Annotated in this window: 13 protein-coding genes and 1 tRNA gene; 6 read left to right on the top strand and 8 right to left on the bottom strand. The window is 50.0% G+C overall.

Annotated elements, in window-relative coordinates:
• Positions 1-206: 206 nt before the first annotated feature.
• Entirely contained in the window at positions 207-2,504 is a 2,298-nt protein-coding gene (locus DW47_RS0112255; RefSeq protein ID WP_029686704.1) for an FdhF/YdeP family oxidoreductase, read from the bottom strand.
• A gap of 445 nt (positions 2,505-2,949) precedes the next feature.
• Between DW47_RS0112255 and DW47_RS0112250 the strand changes: the two genes are divergently transcribed.
• Genes DW47_RS0112250 through DW47_RS0112240 form a run of 3 tightly spaced genes read left to right on the top strand, consistent with a single transcriptional unit; the run spans position 2,950 to position 5,181 of the window.
• Positions 2,950-3,621: an amino acid ABC transporter permease gene (locus DW47_RS0112250; RefSeq protein ID WP_029686703.1), complete on the top strand. Its 672-nt coding sequence runs from the start codon at positions 2,950-2,952 to the stop codon at positions 3,619-3,621.
• A gap of 3 nt (positions 3,622-3,624) precedes the next feature.
• The gene (locus DW47_RS0112245; RefSeq protein ID WP_029686702.1) at positions 3,625-4,389 is read left to right on the top strand and encodes an amino acid ABC transporter ATP-binding protein; all 765 of its coding nucleotides are present in this window, start codon (positions 3,625-3,627) and stop codon (positions 4,387-4,389) included.
• Between the two features lie 21 nt (positions 4,390-4,410).
• The gene (locus DW47_RS0112240; protein WP_029686701.1) at positions 4,411-5,181 is read left to right on the top strand and encodes an amino acid ABC transporter substrate-binding protein; all 771 of its coding nucleotides are present in this window, start codon (positions 4,411-4,413) and stop codon (positions 5,179-5,181) included.
• 117 nt (positions 5,182-5,298) lie between these two features.
• Here the strand turns inward: DW47_RS0112240 and DW47_RS0112235 are convergent, their stop codons facing one another.
• A complete protein-coding gene (locus DW47_RS0112235; RefSeq protein WP_029686700.1) occupies positions 5,299-6,087 on the bottom strand; it encodes a formate/nitrite transporter family protein in 789 nt (262 codons plus the stop codon).
• Positions 6,088-6,383: 296 nt separating this feature from the next.
• Between DW47_RS0112235 and yghU the strand changes: the two genes are divergently transcribed.
• Entirely contained in the window at positions 6,384-7,172 is a 789-nt protein-coding gene (yghU, locus tag DW47_RS0112230; protein ID WP_029686699.1) for a glutathione-dependent disulfide-bond oxidoreductase, read from the top strand.
• Between the two features lie 50 nt (positions 7,173-7,222).
• Here the strand turns inward: yghU and DW47_RS0112225 are convergent, their stop codons facing one another.
• The 4 genes from DW47_RS0112225 to nac all read right to left on the bottom strand — a co-directional run bounded on the left by DW47_RS0112225 (position 7,223) and on the right by nac (position 13,755).
• Positions 7,223-9,340 carry a putative bifunctional diguanylate cyclase/phosphodiesterase gene (locus DW47_RS0112225; RefSeq protein ID WP_152473170.1) on the bottom strand — a complete coding sequence of 706 codons (2,118 nt, stop codon included), beginning with the start codon at positions 9,338-9,340 and terminating at the stop codon, positions 7,223-7,225.
• A gap of 82 nt (positions 9,341-9,422) precedes the next feature.
• The gene (locus DW47_RS0112220) at positions 9,423-10,880 is read right to left on the bottom strand and encodes an EmmdR/YeeO family multidrug/toxin efflux MATE transporter (protein ID WP_051150959.1); all 1,458 of its coding nucleotides are present in this window, start codon (positions 10,878-10,880) and stop codon (positions 9,423-9,425) included.
• Between the two features lie 323 nt (positions 10,881-11,203).
• Positions 11,204-12,499 carry an NCS2 family permease gene (locus DW47_RS0112215; RefSeq protein WP_029686696.1) on the bottom strand — a complete coding sequence of 432 codons (1,296 nt, stop codon included), beginning with the start codon at positions 12,497-12,499 and terminating at the stop codon, positions 11,204-11,206.
• A gap of 338 nt (positions 12,500-12,837) precedes the next feature.
• Positions 12,838-13,755 carry a nitrogen assimilation transcriptional regulator NAC gene (nac, locus tag DW47_RS0112210; RefSeq protein WP_029686695.1) on the bottom strand — a complete coding sequence of 306 codons (918 nt, stop codon included), beginning with the start codon at positions 13,753-13,755 and terminating at the stop codon, positions 12,838-12,840.
• Between the two features lie 400 nt (positions 13,756-14,155).
• Here nac and DW47_RS0112205 point away from each other — a divergent pair.
• A tRNA-Asn gene (locus DW47_RS0112205) sits at positions 14,156-14,231 on the top strand.
• A 274-nt stretch (positions 14,232-14,505) separates the two neighbouring features.
• Here the strand turns inward: DW47_RS0112205 and DW47_RS0112200 are convergent.
• The gene (locus DW47_RS0112200; RefSeq protein ID WP_029686694.1) at positions 14,506-14,751 is read right to left on the bottom strand and encodes a DUF2543 family protein; all 246 of its coding nucleotides are present in this window, start codon (positions 14,749-14,751) and stop codon (positions 14,506-14,508) included.
• Between the two features lie 159 nt (positions 14,752-14,910).
• Complete coding sequence (locus DW47_RS0112195; protein ID WP_029686693.1) at positions 14,911-16,020, bottom strand: NADH:flavin oxidoreductase/NADH oxidase; 1,110 nt, start codon at positions 16,018-16,020, stop codon at positions 14,911-14,913.
• Between the two features lie 502 nt (positions 16,021-16,522).
• On the opposite strand from DW47_RS0112195, the gene DW47_RS0112190 reads away from it, so the two are divergent.
• Positions 16,523-17,914: an NAD-dependent succinate-semialdehyde dehydrogenase gene (locus DW47_RS0112190; protein ID WP_029686692.1), complete on the top strand. Its 1,392-nt coding sequence runs from the start codon at positions 16,523-16,525 to the stop codon at positions 17,912-17,914.
• The last annotated feature ends 74 nt before the right edge of the window (positions 17,915-17,988 follow it).

Here is a 17,988-nt window from a genome sequence, read left to right as displayed (position 1 = left end):
ATGCATTGATAGGCTTAACACTTCATCAGTCATAAGACTGCATCCCTATTAGCCATCATCGGAAATGGAGGCGATAGATTCGGGCTTATCATATTTTCATCTACGCGTAAGCGAGGGGCTTATTACCTTCAAAAGTTCAAGCAAAGAAAAAGGTTTATGCAGAGCATAAACCTTTAGCGACATGTAGAACGAATAAGGGGTGATTATCAGGCCACTGATCCTATGGCGCTAACTTCATGGGATCGTAATACCACTCTCACCGGCACCGATTTATAGGAAGGCGTTCCGCTCTGAGGGTCGTTATAGTCCAGCGGAACCAGCACATTGGCTTCAGGGTAATAAGACGCCACCGTACCACGGGCGATGGGGTAGGCTACTACCGTAATCCCCTCTAGACGGCGATCGCTGCCTGGTAATGCCGTTTCGATATCGACCACATCGCCATGCTCAAGCCCCAGTTGTGTCAGGTCATCATCATGCATAAACAGGATATCTCGGCGGCCAAACACGCCGCGATAACGGTCATCCAGCGCATAAATCGTTGTGTTATACTGATCATGGCTGCGCAGAGTGATTAAACGGACCACTCCCTCACCTTCACCGCGTTGATCTTCATGAACCCCCCGGAATACCGAAAACTCAGCCTTACCTGAGGGCGTTGACCAGCGGCGCTCGGTGGCAGGTAGCGGCATACGGAAACCGCCCGGTTGGCGGATCCGCTGATTGTAATCATCAAAGCCCGGTACCGTTTTTTCAATCAAATCACGGATGCGATCATAATCCGCCACCAGCGCATCCCAATCCACACGAGTGTTTGGCAGGGTACTTTTTGCCATTGCCGCGACAATAGCAGGTTCGGAGCGCAATTCCGGTGATGCCGGTTTCAATTTTCCTGAGGAGGCATGCACCATCGACATAGAGTCTTCAACCGTGACCGATTGACGGCCCGAAGCCTGCACATCGAGCTCGGTTCTGCCAAGGCAAGGTAAGATGATGGTCTGTCGGGCCACCAGCAGATGACTACGGTTCAGCTTGGTGGCGACATGCACACTCAGGTCCAGCGCTTTCATGGCCGGATAACCGGCCCGCGGGTCCGGCATGGCAACCGCAAAGTTACCGCCCAGGCAGAGTAACGCTTTGGCGCTACCCGCGACCATCGCTTCCATCGCTTTGACTGCATCATGGCCATGTTCGGCGGGTGGAGTGAAACCAAACTCTTTCTCCAATCGAGATAGAAAATCTGCTGACGGTTTTTCGGTGATCCCGACAGTACGGTTGCCTTGAACGTTTGAATGCCCCCGTAACGGGCAGATCCCGGCGCCAAGCTTGCCGATATTTCCCCGCATCAGTAGCAGGTCAGCAATCAAGCGAACATTCTCTGTACCTTTATTATGCTGAGTAATCCCCATGCCATAGGTGATAATAGTAGCCTCTGATTTAATATACAGTTCGGCCACCGCGTCGAGACTCCCACGACTGAGGCCACTTTCTGTTTCTATCTCCTGCCAAGGGGTCGCTGCGATATCGTCGCAAAAGGCGGCAAACCCCAGGGTGTGGGTTTCAATAAACTCATGATCCAGACAGGTTTCACCGTTATCTTCCCGCTCCAGTAATGCTTTTGCGATGCCTTTGAGTGCTGCAGCATCGCCTCCAGCCCTGACCTGATAATAGCTGGACGCAATCTCAGTGGAACTGTAGGTCGCCATCTCTACGGCATTTTGCGGGTCAGCAAATCGCTCGAGCGCCCTTTCACGTAGCGGGTTAAACACGATGATCGGGACATTTTTTCGGGATAACTCGTGAAGCGTCCCCATCATGCGTGGATGGTTGGTACCGGGATTATGGCCAATAGAGATCACCAGTTGGGCGTGGTCAAAATCGTCCAGAGAGACGGTTCCCTTGCCAATGCCAATCGACTGTGGCAGTCCGACACTGGTGGCTTCGTGGCACATATTCGAACAATCAGGGAAGTTATTGGTGCCGTATTCACGGGCAAATAGCTGGAACAGCCAAGCCGCCTCGTTTGACGTTCGACCGGAGGTATAGAACTCCACCTGTGACGGATCCAGTTTCTGCAAAGTATCACCAATAGTGGTCATTGCCTGTTCCCAACTGACCTCTTGCAGGGTATCTGTCTGTGGATCGTACGCCAGCGGACAGGTAAGACGTCCATACCCTTCCAGCTCATAGTCGGATTTTTCCAGTAATGCAGTGACGGTGTTGGCCGCCAAGAACTCTGTGGTCACCCGCTTACTGGTCGCTTCCCAGGTTACGGCTTTAGCGCCGTTTTCACAGAACTGGAAGGTGGAATGATGGTTTTTATCCGGCCAGGCACAACCGGGACAGTCAAAGCCGTCAGGCTGGTTGGTACGCAGTAAGGTTTTAGGGCCTGTCACAATGTCCATTTGGCTGCGGACAGCAATCGCGGTGGCTTTTAACGCTCCCCACCCACCGGCAGGACCGTCATAAGGGTGAATGCCGGGTATCGAACGTCTTTTGTTCATACTGTTGCCTCCGGTGGCGCTTTCGGGTGTCAGGTGCAGAAATCTGATAACGATGATTGTCAGTATTAAGCGTAGCACCCTGACGACAATTGCCCTCACCACAGACACGGATTGTCACAGTGTTTGTCACAGGCCCCCTGGGGTATTCAGCTAAGTGCTGGCTGCTGTACGAACTTTACAGGCTAGCTGGCTGGTCAATGGCCGTACTATAGGTATGGATGCTCGGCGTAAAGCCTCAGCACAAACGGTGAGTTAATTTCTTCAGATGCCGTTAATATCCTGCGGAACCTGTGATTAACCGAACTCGACACCTGGTTAATCACATTCGGCATGAGGTTATTCTGAAATAATATTTCCTTACTGTCGGTTAACACTTAAAATAGTCAGCTACGGTCAGTCTTTTGTACTGGCCTTTTTTTTTCACATTAACGTTGGAAGGTGTACTGTGCCAGCATGGCTTTCTCTCGCCGCTGAATCTTTCTGGCCTATGTTACATGCCGGATTGACCTTTACTATACCCCTAACTCTGTTGTCTTTTGTACTGGGGTTATCGCTGGGGTTTATCATTGCACTGATCAGGCTGTATGGTCCGAAGCCCTTCAAAGCACTGGTCCGTTTCTATGTTTGGCTGCTACGTGGAACGCCGTTATTAGTGCAACTTTTCCTGATTTTTTATGCGCTGCCCAGCGCCGGTATCACTATTTCGGCGTTCCCTGCCGCAGTAATCGGTTTTACGCTGAACATTGGGGCTTACTCTTCTGAGATAATCCGTGCCACCATTAAATCTGTGCCGGTCAGCCAGTGGGAAGCCGCACACTCAATTGGTATGAGCTGGCGTCAAGCGCTGGTGCGCATCATTCTGCCTCAGGCCGCCCGTATTGCTGTTCCGCCATTATCCAATACCTTTATTTCTCTGGTAAAAGATACCTCACTGGCGTCCGTGATCACCGTTCCGGAAATGTTCCTAGCGGCCCAGCGTATTGCCGCTGTGACCTATCAGCCTCTGATCCTCTACAGCGAGGCGGCACTGATTTATCTGTTCTTCAGTACTATCCTCTCTTCACTGCAGAATAAGCTGGAGAAGCATTTCTCCCGTGAAGAAAAAACGGAGGCTTAAGCAATGATTTCATTGAGCGGCATTAATAAGTATTTCGGGGATAACCATGTCCTGAAAGATATTTCATTGCAGCTGCCGAAAGGTTCAGTGACCGCGCTGATCGGTCCGTCGGGCAGTGGTAAAAGTACCCTGCTGCGTTGTGTCAACCTGCTGGAAACACCACAATCCGGCAGCATCACCCTAGATAACGAAACGCTGACATTGAACGGTAAACTACCGCGCACTAAAGATGTTCAGCGGATCAGCCGTCAGACTGGGATGGTTTTCCAAAACTTCTCGCTATTTCCACATAAAACCGTACTGGAAAACATTACTGAAGGTCTAGTGGTGGTCCACAAGTGGCCGAAGGCAAAGGCTATCCAACGCGCCGAAACGCTGTTGGAGAAAGTCGGTCTGCTGCATAAGCGCGATGATATGCCGGCGACCCTTTCCGGTGGGCAACAGCAACGTGTGGCCATCGCCCGTGCCCTAGCGCCATCACCAAAAGTATTACTTTGTGATGAACCCACTTCGGCCTTAGATCCTGAATTGTCAGTGGAAGTGGTGAATGTCCTCAGCCAACTGGCAGAAGAAGGCACCACTATGCTGATGGCAACCCATGATTTACGGCTGGCGGCCTCTGTCGCCAGCCATACTATTTTTCTGGAATCGGGTGAAATTATTGAAACTGGGGATTCCGACCAACTGTTCCGGCATCCTCAGAAAGCCCGAACAGCCCAATATATCGCAACCCTGACCGGTGGCCTGACGGCTGTTTCTCCGGTCTGAATCCGCTTTGGAGAGTTTAAAATGAAAAAAAACACACTGTTATTCTCAGCGTTACTTTCTCTGGGTGTTGCTCATCAGGCGATGGCCGATGACTCCCTGGCACAGGTTAAGTCTTCCGGTGAGCTTAAAATCGGTACTGAGGGTACTTATGCTCCATTTACCTATCACACTATTTCTGGCGACCTGACCGGTTTTGACGTCGATATTGCCCGAGGCATCGCTCAGCAATTGCACGTTAAACCTGTATTTGTGGAAGGTAAATGGGATGGTCTGATTGCGGGTCTGGATGCCAAGCGCTATGACGTCGTGATCAATGAAGTGGGCATCACACCAGCACGTGAGCAGAAATATGATTTCTCACAGCCGTACATTGCTTCCAAAGCCGTGGTGATTGTGAAAAACAGCAATGACAGTATCCACAGTTTTGCCGACCTGAAAGGGAAAAACGCCGCCCAGTCACTGACCAGTAACTACGGCCAACTGGCCCGTGATGCCGGGGCTAACTTGATCAGTACCGATGGCTTTAACCAGTCAATCGACCTAGTGGTTCAAGGACGTGCCGATGCGACGGTGAATGACCGTATCTCATTCCTTGATTTCAAAAAACACCGTCCAGATGCACCAGTGAAGATTGTTGCATCACAGGACAATGCCAGTGCCTCCGGTGTGTTGCTGAGAAAGGGTGAGACCTCACTGCAGCAGGCAATTAATAACGCGCTGACCCAAATGAAGAAAGACGGCAGTTATCAGAGAATCTCCGAAAAATACTTTGGCGAAGATGTCTCTAAATAATCCACACTGGGTATCCGCTGCTAACGGTTGCACCTGAGGTTCACTCCAGTGCAGCGCATTGTATAATAAAAGCCACAGCCGGCAATGGCAGTGGCTTTTTCTTAACGTACTTTCTACTCAGAGAGTACCTTGGGACAGCTGTTTTTCTGGGCGGTAAGCACGGTAGTAAATCAGGGCGACAAAAATGCCCCCGCCGACTGCATTACCGGCGAAAACAGCCACAAAATTCGAGAAGTATTCAGCCCACGTTCCCTGACCGGCAAAGATGGCTGCGGGGATAATAAACATATTGGCAACAACGTGCTGGAAGCCAATGGCCACAAAGGCCATTACGGGAAACCAGATCCCCAGAATTTTACCGGTCGCATCTTTACCTGCCATACCTAACCAAACCGCCAGACACACCAGCCAGTTACAGCCGATACCGGAAATAAACGCCTGACTAAAGTCAGCGTCCGTTTTCGCCGCAGCCACTGCCAAAGTCTTTTTCAGAAAAGTTCCTTCGGTCATACCCAGTAAATGGCCGAAAAACCATGCCACCGCAATACTGCCGATAAAGTTGGCAAGGGTTACCCAAAACCAATTACGTATTAAGGCCCCCCAGGTGATCTTTTTCGACAGTGCCGCCAAGGTCATCACCATCATATTACCGGTCAGCAACTCAGCGCCGCCGATAATCGTCAGTATAAGTCCCAGTGGAAATACCATTGCGCCAAGTAATCCGCCAAACGAACCCCAGTCAGCAGGCAGTTGCGCGACTACATGCAGGTCGAGCAGGAAGCCGATAGCGATAAAGGCACCACCTAGAAAGCCGAGGATCAATAAGTTTTGTAATGAGGACTGGCTCTTGGTGATGCCAGACTGTACCGCCAAAACGGCAATTTCTTTAGGTGTGCTGAAAGACATGATGACCTGATAATCGTCAAACCGTAACCGGTTTAGGTGGATAATATGCCAGAGACTGGCAGTGCTTGAGTGTCCTAACGCTGACCAAAGAATAGTAAACCGCACGCAATCGATTGCCCAGCATAAGTACCACAAAATTTTAACTATAAAGTACCTTATTGTGTTATTGGTTGTTATTTATACAGCCATGACTTACTGGGCTAGTTCACAAAAAGGGCAGCACGGGCCGATAAGTCTGATAGCAACGAGCTGATATGCTTAAGGACTCTGTTTCTCAGCGTCAGGAAGGAGTTTGTATGAGCAGCACCCCATATACCCCACCCGAGGTATGGAAGAATGATCAGCCTGCCGGTGGAAAATTTGGCAGTATCAATCGTCCAGAGGCGGGAGCCCGACATCAGCAGCCACTGGAAAAAGGTTCACGACCTTTCCAGCTTTATTCTTTAGGCACCCCTAACGGTATCAAGGTCAGTATTTTACTCGAAGAGTTACTGGAATTGGGGATCAAAGATGCGGGCTATGATGCCCATCTGATTAGCATTATGAAAGGTGACCAGTTTGGCTCCGGTTTTGTCGAGATCAACCCAAACTCAAAAATTCCAGCACTAGTGGATCAGAGTGGCGATAAGCCAATCAATATTTTCGAGTCAGGCGCTATCCTGCTTTATCTGGCTGAAAAATTTCACCGTTTTATTCCTGAGCTTCCCGCCGGCCGAGCACAGACCCTGTCGTGGTTATTCTGGCAGATGGGCAGTGCACCGTTCCTGGGAGGGGGCTTTGGTCATTTTTATGCCTATGCCCCGGAAAAATTAGAATACCCGATCAATCGTTTTGCCATGGAAGCTAAGCGTCAGCTTGACGTGCTGGATAAACAACTGGCCAAACATACCTATATCAGCGGTGAGGATTATACTATCGCCGACATGGCGATTTGGCCTTGGTATGGCGTGCTGGCTCAGGGTGGCTTGTATGAAGGCTCTGCCCGATTCCTAGATGTCGACAGCTATACACATCTCAAACGCTGGGCAGATTTAATTGCGCAGCGTCCCGCGGTGCAAAAAGGCCGCAAAGTACTGAAAGGGTGATACGGTGGCTGACAGGGCTGAACGTCCTGTCAGCATCTAGTTTAACCGGTTTACAGCAACTTATGCCGTTCGAGATTATTTAGGAAGCGGCTGATGGTAACAGCGGGCACCGCTGCACTGAATAAGAAGCCCTGCCCCAGCTGATAGCCCTCATTTAACAATGACTCACGCTGTTCGGTGTATTCGACCCCTTCCGCTACCACATCTAACTCCAATTCGGTCGCCAGTAACAGCAGAGCCTTAACCACCGCAAGCCCCTCTTTCCCTTTACTTAGGCTATCAACGAAGGTGCGATCTACTTTGATTACATCTACCGGATAGTCACGAATATTGGCCAGCGCCGAATAACCGGTACCGAAGTCATCCAAAGAGATCCTTACCCCCTCAGATTTCAGCAGATTAAGTGCGCGAAACACATAACAGGCTCCACGTCCGTCGAACATATGCTCGGTGATCTCAATCTCCACCAGCTCTGGTGGCAGATTATACTGGCGGATCTGTCGCAGCACCGTTTCACCATAATTATCCCGCATAAATTCTACCGGCGAGGCGTTTACCGATACCGGAACAACGTCTAAGGATTGATTTATCCATTGACGGATATCAGCGAACACTTTGTCACGGATCAGGTAGCCGATACGTTCAACCAGCACATAATTCTCAAACGCCGCCCAAATATGTCCCGGAAAACAGAGTTCTCCTTTACGGTTAAAGAAACGCATTAACGCTTCCATACCCATGATTTTCCCATCCGATAAGCGCACTTTCGGCTGATAGTATGGAAAAATAGCATCTTCAGAGATGATCTCTTTAGCCAACTCCATCTGACTATGGAGTTTATCCACCTGCCCCCCCATAGCCGGTTCGTAGCAGCAAATGCCGCCGCGGCCGCTGCGTTTGAGTTCATTGAGGGCAATATCGGCCGCTTTAATCATGGAGGTACTATCTGTCGCCTGTAACGGCCACAGCGCACCGCCAATGCTAAGGCTAATATGGATAGCTTGGCTCTGATAACTCAGCGGCACTGTAGTGTCAGCGATAAGCTGCTTACCTACCGCCAATAAAGCTTGCGTGGTCTCAATACCCGGCAACACTGCCGCAAACTCATCGCCGCCGATACGTGCAATAAAGGCATTTTCAGGCATAGCCCGTTGTAACCGCTGTGCCACGGTCTCTAGCAGAAAATCACCGGCGGGATGGCCGAGGGTATCATTAACCAGTTTAAAGTAGTCTAGATCGATCACTATTACTGCCAGCCCAGGTGCGGCTGGTGTCGCCGGTTGCAGATAATGCTTCAGGGTCGCATTAAACATACGTCGGTTAGGTAAACCGGTAAGCTCGTCATGCTCGCTGATATATTTAAAGCGCTGCTCAGCCAAGTGTAGATCGGTAATATCCCGCGACACACAGAGGATGCTGGAAACATCGCCGGATGCGGTCTTAACCGGTGTCAGGATATTGTCCCAAAACAGGGTCTGGCCGCTGCCAGATTCACTCTTACCAAAGAAGCGAGCATTATGGCCATCAACAGCTTGCTTCAACGCTTCTCGCCCAGGGCCTTCGATTTCCGGCGGTAATAATTTCAGCCACTCCATTCCGAAACCTGACGCTGCCGACACACCTAGGGCCTGACAACCAGAGGAATTCATATCAATCAGCTCCCCTTTGGTATTGATCAATTTGATACAGTCAATGCTAGCATCGAGCATACTCTTTGAGGTCTGCCAATTCGCGTAGGCTTTAACATTGTCTTCTTGCAACTGGTCCGCTTCAAAAAAGGTCACCATCCGGCATCCGACACCTGGCACAGTATAGCTGTAGGCAACAAACCAACGGTAATCACCTTCTTTCACCGCCAAGCGCAGATTGTGGCGAAATACGTTATGCTGCAGGATGGCCTTTTGCCATGCGTCCCGAGTTTGGGCTCTATCTTCTGGATGTAGCCAGTTCATCCAGTTATCGCTCTGCTCCGCCGGTAACAGAGCCATTGCCTGTTGCCAGTAGGCGTTGGCCATTGCGCTGCGTTCTTGTTCGAAGAAACACCAGCCTGGCAGTGGCATGGGATCAAAAAATAGAGTTTTAAATATGCTGAACCCCTCCAGATTTACGGGGGGTTCACCGCCGGAGGACGCTCCAGGAGTAATTAGTCGCAGATTATTATTTTTCATTTTTTGTGACCCGCTTTCATGTGAGTCATCAGGCACGAGCAATTCGTACGGACCCTTCTCTATATAAATGGCAGGATAATGCCTATTCTGCCGGTTTTCCCTGTTCTTCCCGCACCTTTGCGGCTTTAGCTAATGCCTTAGCTTGCAAACGATGGTAATTATTTAGCCAGCGTCCACTGGTGAGTCGCCACCAGAAACAGGCAGCACGTACAGTCCAGTCTAGGAACATCCCCAACCAGACCCCGGCGACTCCCATTCCCCAATAAATGCCTAACAAGTAGCCCATCACTACTCGGGCCCCCCACATACTGAACATCGAGACATACATTGCAAATCGCGCATCTCTAGCCCCTTTGAACCCGGCGGGTAACACCCAAGAGGCGGCCCACAGTGGCATAAATAGCGCATTCAGCCAAATAAGATGCCGGGTGACGCGGATAACCTCTGGGTCTGAAGTATAGAACCGTGCCAGTACCCCTGCCAACGGGGCTGCTATCCAAGCAAGGCAACACAGTCCCAGTGTCGCCAGCCAAAAAATGTGCCGTATCTGTACATCAGCTTGATAGATCTGATTTTTGCCCAATCGCTTACCGGTAATGATCGTCGAGGCGGACCCCAGCGCACTGCCTGGAATATTGATTAAGGAGGCAATGGAGAACGCGATAAAGTTGCCGGCGATCTCACTGGTACCCATCCCCGCGACGTACACCTGCGTCAGCAGCTTACCGCCATTAAATAACACCGATTCAACGCTCGCTGGCACACCGATACTTAAGACCTCTGAAAGTATGGCTAAGTTCCAACGGCTGAAGTAACTGCGTAATGGTAGGGTCAAGGCACTGTTTTTTTGCCGAGCCAGTACGGCAATCACGACTGCAGCACCGATATACCGCGATATTGTCAGCCCCCATCCGGCCCCAGTAAATCCAAGTCCTTTCCAAGAAAGACAACCGTAAATCAGTACACTGGTAATCACAATATTCAGTATATTCATCCCAGCATTGATCAACATCGGAATTTTGGTATTTCCTGCCCCACGTAACGCCCCGCTGCCAATCAGTGCGATGGCGGCAGCAGGATAGCTGCAGGCTGATAGTCTGAGGTATTCAAGAGCGTAGGCTTTAACTTGAGGCTCGGCGTGACCGGCGATCAGCTCAATGATCTCTGCACCGAAGATAAAAATCAGTAATGCTAATAACACCGATAATACGGTCATCAATGCTAAGGACTGGCGGGCCGCCGCACGAGCACGAGCGCCATCTCTTTTTGCCAGACTAAAAGCCACTACCACCGTAGTACCCAGATCGGTGGCCGCGAAAAACGCGATAATCACCATATTAAAGCTATCTGCCAGGCCTACTCCCGCCATGGCACTCTTCCCCAGCCAACTGACCAAGAAAGTGCTTAGCACCCCCATCAGCAGCACACACATATTTTCAATCAAAATAGGGATCGCCAGCGGGGTGATTTCTCGTTTCAACAACGTGGTATAAAAACGCCGTCTGGGATACCAGGCGCTACGTTTTATTGCATCAGACACAACCAAGACGGGATTTTGCACCGCGGTACCCACGAATGGAGTCAGACTTTCGTACAACAGCGCCATCAGGGGCTGGATTGCACGACACCTTCCCTTAAAGGGAAACCGCGTCAGGCAAAAGTGCGGTTCGATAATTCTATACCCGGTTGTTTAAAAACACTACTCAATAGGTAAGCTAGTGTCCTCGCGGTTCACTCTGAAGGTGATCCATGGCGGATCGTGGTACCGCATCTAACATTCGAAAAGGTTCCTGACAGAGGACTGATACCCTTTTAGGGCGGACCACAAACGCAAAAAAAGGAGCCGAAGCTCCTTTTGTATTATTAGGCGTTAAACCAGCCCAGTTTGATTACGAATAGAATCGAAAGAATAACCAGTGCGGGATTAAGTTCACGAACACGTCCGCTGAACAGTTTAACCACCGTCCAAGTGATAAAACCAAAGGCAATACCGTTAGCAATGGAATAGGTCAGTGGCATTGCCAGTGCCGTCACCGTTACGGGCGCAGCAGTAGTGATATCTTTCCAATCGATCTCTGCTAGACCGGAGGTCATCAGCACGGCAACAAACAGTAACGCTGGTGCGGTCGCATACTCCGGTACGCTACCTGCCAGTGGCGAGAAGAACAGAGACAGCAGGAACAGTATAGCCACCACAATAGACGTCAAACCGGTACGTCCACCCGCACTGACACCGGCTGTAGATTCAACGAAACTGGTGGTGGTTGACGTCCCCAATAATGAACCAAACAGAGCGGCGGTACTGTCAGCGACGAGTGCTTTGCCCATATTAGGGATATTACCGTTTTCGTCGGTCAGACCGGCACGACGGCTAACACCGATCAGGGTGCCAGAGTTATCGAATACATCAACGAACAGGAAAGCAAAAATCACACTCACCAGACCGATATTAAAGGCACCTGCGATATCTAGCTTAAGGAAGGTCGGGGCAATCGATGGCGGCGCGGAGAAAACTCCCGCAAACGGAGTTAAGCCTGCCAACATAGAAATCACTGTCACGACCAGGATGCCGATCAGCACCGCACCGGTAATACGGCGTGCTTCCAGTACCACGATCAGGAAAAAGCCGAGGATAGCCAGCAGTACGCTCGGTTTTGTGAGGTCCCCTAAGCCAACCAGCGTAGCGGGGTTATCCACCACGATACCTGCACCTTCAAGGGCAATCAATGCTAGGAACAGACCGATACCTGCAGCAATCGCCGAACGCATCGGTAACGGGATACTGTTAATGATCCACTCACGGATCTTAAACAGCGATAAGGCAAAAAAGATTAATGCGGAGATAAAGACGGCCCCTAGGGCTACCTGCCAGTGATACCCCATGTGTAGCACTACGGTATAGGTAAAGAAGGCATTCAGCCCCATACCTGGTGCTAAGGCGATAGGCATATTAGCAATCATCCCCATCAGCACAGAACCGATGGCGGCTGCCAAACAGGTCGCGACAAATACCGCGCCTTTGTCCATGCCGGTTGCGCCGAGGATGCTCGGGTTAACGAACAAAATATAGGCCATCGCTAGGAAAGTGGTTAATCCGGCGATCACCTCGGTACGTACAGTGGTCTTATTTGCTTTCAACTTAAAGAGTTTCTCAAGCATGTTTCGGTCCCTTGTTGATCTCGCTTAGCACGATTTTCGTTTTTATGACGATCTGTAAAAAGCACAATGTCCTCCGTAGAAAAATCCGACGGACGTTTAGCTTCAGTTCACCCCAAAATGACATAAGCAAAACCCGTGCCAGTCTCTGGCTCGGGTAGAAAATTGCAGCAGTATATCTCGTAAACAGAAAAGCGGTTTTCGCACCATAACTGCGCAAACGTTTTCTTACCGGCGCCAATCCTAATCATAGGTGGCACCGGTAGCAATAAGTTTTTGTGATTACCGGATGGAAATAAAGCTGATGCCGGCAAGCCGGCGTCAGAGATAAACAGGAAGGATCAACTCACTAGCATCAGTTCACGTTCTGCCGCGGCTGGTTGTTCGGTCAGAGACATTAAACAGTTCTTCACTGCTTGGGCGGAACCTGACAGCGGTAAGGCAGATGAGGTATTTAAAGACAGAGGCAAGTGCAACGAGGGGGAAATAATTTTTGCCATCCAGCCGTTAATCGGAGCCGTCAGCGATTTTGCAGCTGACTCTGGTAACACAGAAACGCCCATACCACTGGAAATTGCGGCCGATAAAGTGGCCAGTGATTCAATTTCACCAATAATATGAGCACTGAGACGGCGTAGGGAGAAGGCTTCATCAACACGTTGTCTAACAGCGCTGTAATCACGCGGCAGGTAGAGGTTCATTCCGGCCACATCTGACAGGTCCACACTGCTTCCCGGAGAGATCCCAGTACCTACCAAGTAGAGCTCCTCTTTCATCAGCGACTGGCAGGTTACGCCAGCAACCGGTGTGCGATCATAAAGCAGGGCCATATCCAACTGACCACTCACCACTTTTTCATTAAGCGCATGACCGCTATTTTCATGGAGATAAACCAATATATCAGGATAGGTTTCGCGAATTTTTTGCAGCAACGGCATCACCAGTGAAGAGGCTGCCGTTCCTGGTGCCAGGCCGATAGAGACCTGCCCGCTGAGGATATTACCGGCATTATGCACCGCCAGTTGAGCCTGCTCGCACTGACGCAGGATATTACGGGCGTGGGTATAAAGTACCTTGCCTGCATCGGTAGGCGTCACCCCTCGCTTGGTACGGATCAACAGTTGTTGATCCATCTCACCTTCCAGCGTAGCGACCTGCTGGCTGAGGGCCGGTTGAGCGATGTGCAATACTTCTGCGGCCTGAGTAAGGCTGCCAATATCGACAATTTTCACAAAGTATTTCAGTCGTCTTAAATTCATTTCTTCCCCCGTCACGAACCCGAAACTCAAAACAGGCATGGCCTGCAGTTGGATAACAGAGATACTGCAATAAGCGGGCCAGAAATGAATAAACAGCCTTATCAGCGGTTCAGTCATAACAAAAACACTATGAAAAGAAGCGATTCGGCGCTTTTTTCGCCAGCGGAAAATTTAAGCTTCGCAGTCTGCCTTTACCGAGAACTGCACAACCATAGTGCAAAATGTTTGCAGACAGTGCGTAGTTCTTTACATAGCGGTACTGCTCCTTCTCTCGACCGCAGCATCAAAATAGCCATTTTCATCGATTGCCGCTTTTATCAGCAAACGGTTCGCGAATGCCGAAAAGGGCTTTGACAACCTTACGCTGCACCGGTAATATTCGCCCCGTCTTCACGACAATTCCTCTGTAGTTCAGTCGGTAGAACGGCGGACTGTTAATCCGTATGTCACTGGTTCGAGTCCAGTCAGAGGAGCCATTTCTAAGAACCCAGATATCTTCGGATATCTGGGTTTTTGCTTTTTAGCCGGTCATCTACATCTACGGCTCTTATCGATGCCCTATCCTAGAGGATGCTACCGTTTAGGCATTATCGACTGGCTCAATAGGCTTGTAAACGTTGTGCAATCTTACTAGCGCGTGATCCGCTTCAGTAAGCGTTAAATGAGAACACTGTACCAAGCACTGAACGACTTAAAGATGTTAGGCGGCCATCGTTGACCGCCTGAGATTTCCTTTAACTGCACTTAGAACTATTCATTACCCCATTGATTCAAAAACTCCGCAACTTCATCAATACGCTGTGCATTGATACCTGCTTCGCTCGCCATTTCATGCTGTGCCTCTTCGCTGATCTCTTCATTGTTCATCAAACGAGTCAGTAACAGCTGGAAGTAATGCGCCAGTGGCTGTAATTCATTGTCCGAGACCGGCATCGCGGACTCTTCGGCATACTCTTCAGCAATATCCACAAATTTCAGGGGGATTGGGGTAACCATCTTTTCTCCATCACGGTTTACAGAGACCTTTTCGGTCTGGCGGTTATTATACCATTTGTCTACGAGACAAGCTGCCAGCGGATTTCTGCTATAGCAAAAATGGCCACCTTAAGGCGGCCATAGGCTGAAACTTAGAGCGACCGTGTTGAGTAGGACAGATTACTCTTTTCGCTCTGAACTGATCAGGGTCCCTTTTACACCGTGTGGCTCGCAGCGCAAGTATTGCGGCGGTGCTTTGACTTCAGCATTAAGCGCGGCTGCAGCGTGCCACGGCCAACGTGGGTCATAGAGAATACCCCGTGCTAACGCAACCAAGTCAGCCTCACCGTCAGTGATAATATCTTCCGCTTGCTGAGGCTCGGTAATAAGTCCAACTGCAATGACCGGAATGCTGACCTGCTGACGGATAGTATTGGCAAAAGACACTTGGTAATTAGGGCCAACACTGATTTTTTGCTGCGGTGACAGGCCGCCACTCGACACATGCAGATAATCACAGTTCAGCGCTTCCAATTGCTGACAGAAGGTCACCGATTGAGCTTCATCCCAGCCCCCCGCAACCCAATCGGTTGCCGATAGCCGCAGACCGACTACCACTGAAGGATCAACGGCTTCTTTTACCGCCTTAAACACTTCCAATGGATAACGCATACGGTTTTCCAAACTCCCACCGTATTGGTCAGTACGCTGATTACTCAGCGGTGACAGAAATTGATGTAACAAATAACCGTGAGCAGCGTGGATTTCTATTAAATCAACGCCGGCACGCACAGCCCGCCTAGCGCTGTCGACAAATTTCTGTGTCAGCGCATCCAATTGCGACGGCGTGAGGGCTAAGGGGGCATTTTCACCTTCTGCATAAGCGAGGGCAGAAGGTGCCACCGTTTGCCACCCGCCTTGCTGCGGACCCAATTGCTCTCCTCCCTCCCAAGGAACGTCGGTACTGGCTTTACGGCCCGCATGCCCGAGTTGGATCCCGACCTTAATATCAGATAAGCCACGGATCTCTTTAATCCTATCAGTCAATGCCTGCTCGTTGTTGTCATCCCATAATCCCAAATCATAAGGTGAGATGCGACCAGCAGGTTCTACGGCAGTCGCTTCAATGATCAGCAACGCAGCCCCTGACAGTGCCAAATGTCCGAGATGAACACTGTGCCAGTGCTGTGCATTGCCCTGTTGTGCGGAATATTGGCACATCGGCGCAATAACAATACGGTTATCCAGTTGCATTGATCCTAACTGAACAGGACTGAAAAGTTGACTCATAAAGACCCCTGTGTGGTTTCAATAGCTGTAAGCGGTTATCGCAGTATCATGAGACGATGACTCCCCAGTGTAGACACTCATACACTCTCTGCCTCGCACTGCATGCGGTTTCAGAATGACACCCAACAAGATGGTTTCTATGATGACTGACAAGGCGTCATGGCGATTGATAACGGCGTCTGCAAAAGACAGAACATAGCAGGTAAAGTAAAGTCGTTATTTCATCCATATTTTGTCACGTTAGCATCAGAAAAGGTAAATCCACAGTCTTAGTCATGTTTTTATCGAACAAAAAAACATTTTTCACTTTCTGACTTAACTATTTTTAATCATTAAATACAGAGAGTTAATCATTATTTAATTGAAAAGTGTGACCTGTGGCACCAATCGTCAGATCCGATTGGAATAGTTAATGGTATTTATCTATAACTGACGAACACAGACAATAACTGTTGCAGTCGCTCTCGCCCTGTAGCAGCAACCAAAGTAAAGAAGGTACCCTATGGCTTTTGCAACTACCAACCCGTATACCGGCGAAACGTTAAAAACCTTTCCTGATGCCACTGATAGCGACATCGCCGCGGCTATCACCCTGGCCGACAATACCTTTAAATCATGGCGTGAACTGACTATCCCGCAGCGTACCCCGGTTCTACAGAAAGCTGCGGATCTACTGCGTAAAGATAAACGTCGCTTTGCTGAGATCATCACTTTGGAAATGGGAAAAATCCTTGCCGAAGCCGAGGCTGAAGTAGAGCTGTCTGCTGCCATCTTTGAATACTATGTAAAGCATTCAGAAAAATTGCTGGCGGATGAGCAACTGCCGGTCGCTGATCCGGCGGAAGGCCAAGCTGTCCTGATCCACCAACCACTGGGGGTGATCTTAGCCATCGAGCCATGGAATTTCCCGTTCTACCAGATTGCCCGTATTTTAGCGCCACAATTGGCTGCCGGTAATACCTTGCTACTGAAACATGCTTCGAACGTCCCACAATGTGCAGAAGCTTTTCAGCAGTTGATGCTGGATGCCGGTTTGCCAGCAGGCGGTTTTACCAATCTGTTCCTGCCGCATACTAAAATTGAAGATGTTTTGAAAGATCCTCGAGTTCAGGGTGTGGCACTGACCGGTTCTGAAACGGCTGGCGCCAGTGTGGCGCAGACCGCCGCAAAATACTTGAAGAAATCAACCTTGGAGTTGGGCGGAGCCGATGCCTTTTTGGTGTTAGCCGATGCGGACCTGGAAAAGACCGTTAACTGGGCAGTGTTCGGCCGTCACTGGAATGCAGGCCAGGTGTGTGTCTCTTCCAAGCGTATGATCATCAATGAGAAGATCTACGATGCCTTTTTGGAGAAATACACGGCAGGCGTTGCCGCCTTAAAAGCCGGTGATCCTATGGACCCGGCAACTCAGCTGGCCCCATTATCCTCGCAGCGTGCTGCTGACGCGGTTAAACAGCAGATTGCCAAAGCGGTCGAACAGGGTGCAACGGCTATCGAAGTCGGTGAAAAGGTGCCAACCCAGGGAGCCTTTGTTCAGCCGACCATCCTAACGAATGTCACCCCGGATAATCCGGCCTATTACGAAGAATTCTTCGGACCAGTATCGATGATCCTTAAAGCCAAAGATGATGAAGAGGCGGTGAATATTGCCAATGACTCACACTTTGGTCTCGGCGGTTCGGTATTTACCTCCAACCCGCAATACGGTTATCAACTGGCCAAGAAAATCACCACCGGCATGGTCTATGTTAATCACCCGACCATGGTTAAAGCTGACCTGCCGTTTGGTGGCGTAAAGCGTTCCGGTTATGGACGCGAACTCCTGGGCCTCGGCTTGAAAGAGTTTGTAAACCATAAACTGATCGATATCGTCGATATTGATGCACCGTTCTAAGTCCCCACAGTCACACTAACGTCACTGCCCCGTCTACACGGGGCATACGGTTAACTGGCGAACGAGTAACCGCT

This window comes from Tatumella saanichensis, from assembly GCF_000439375.1.
Lineage (GTDB): Bacteria > Pseudomonadota > Gammaproteobacteria > Enterobacterales > Enterobacteriaceae > Tatumella > Tatumella saanichensis.
Note: the sequence above shows the minus strand (reverse complement) of the source record. Positions and strands in the feature narration are given on the sequence as shown.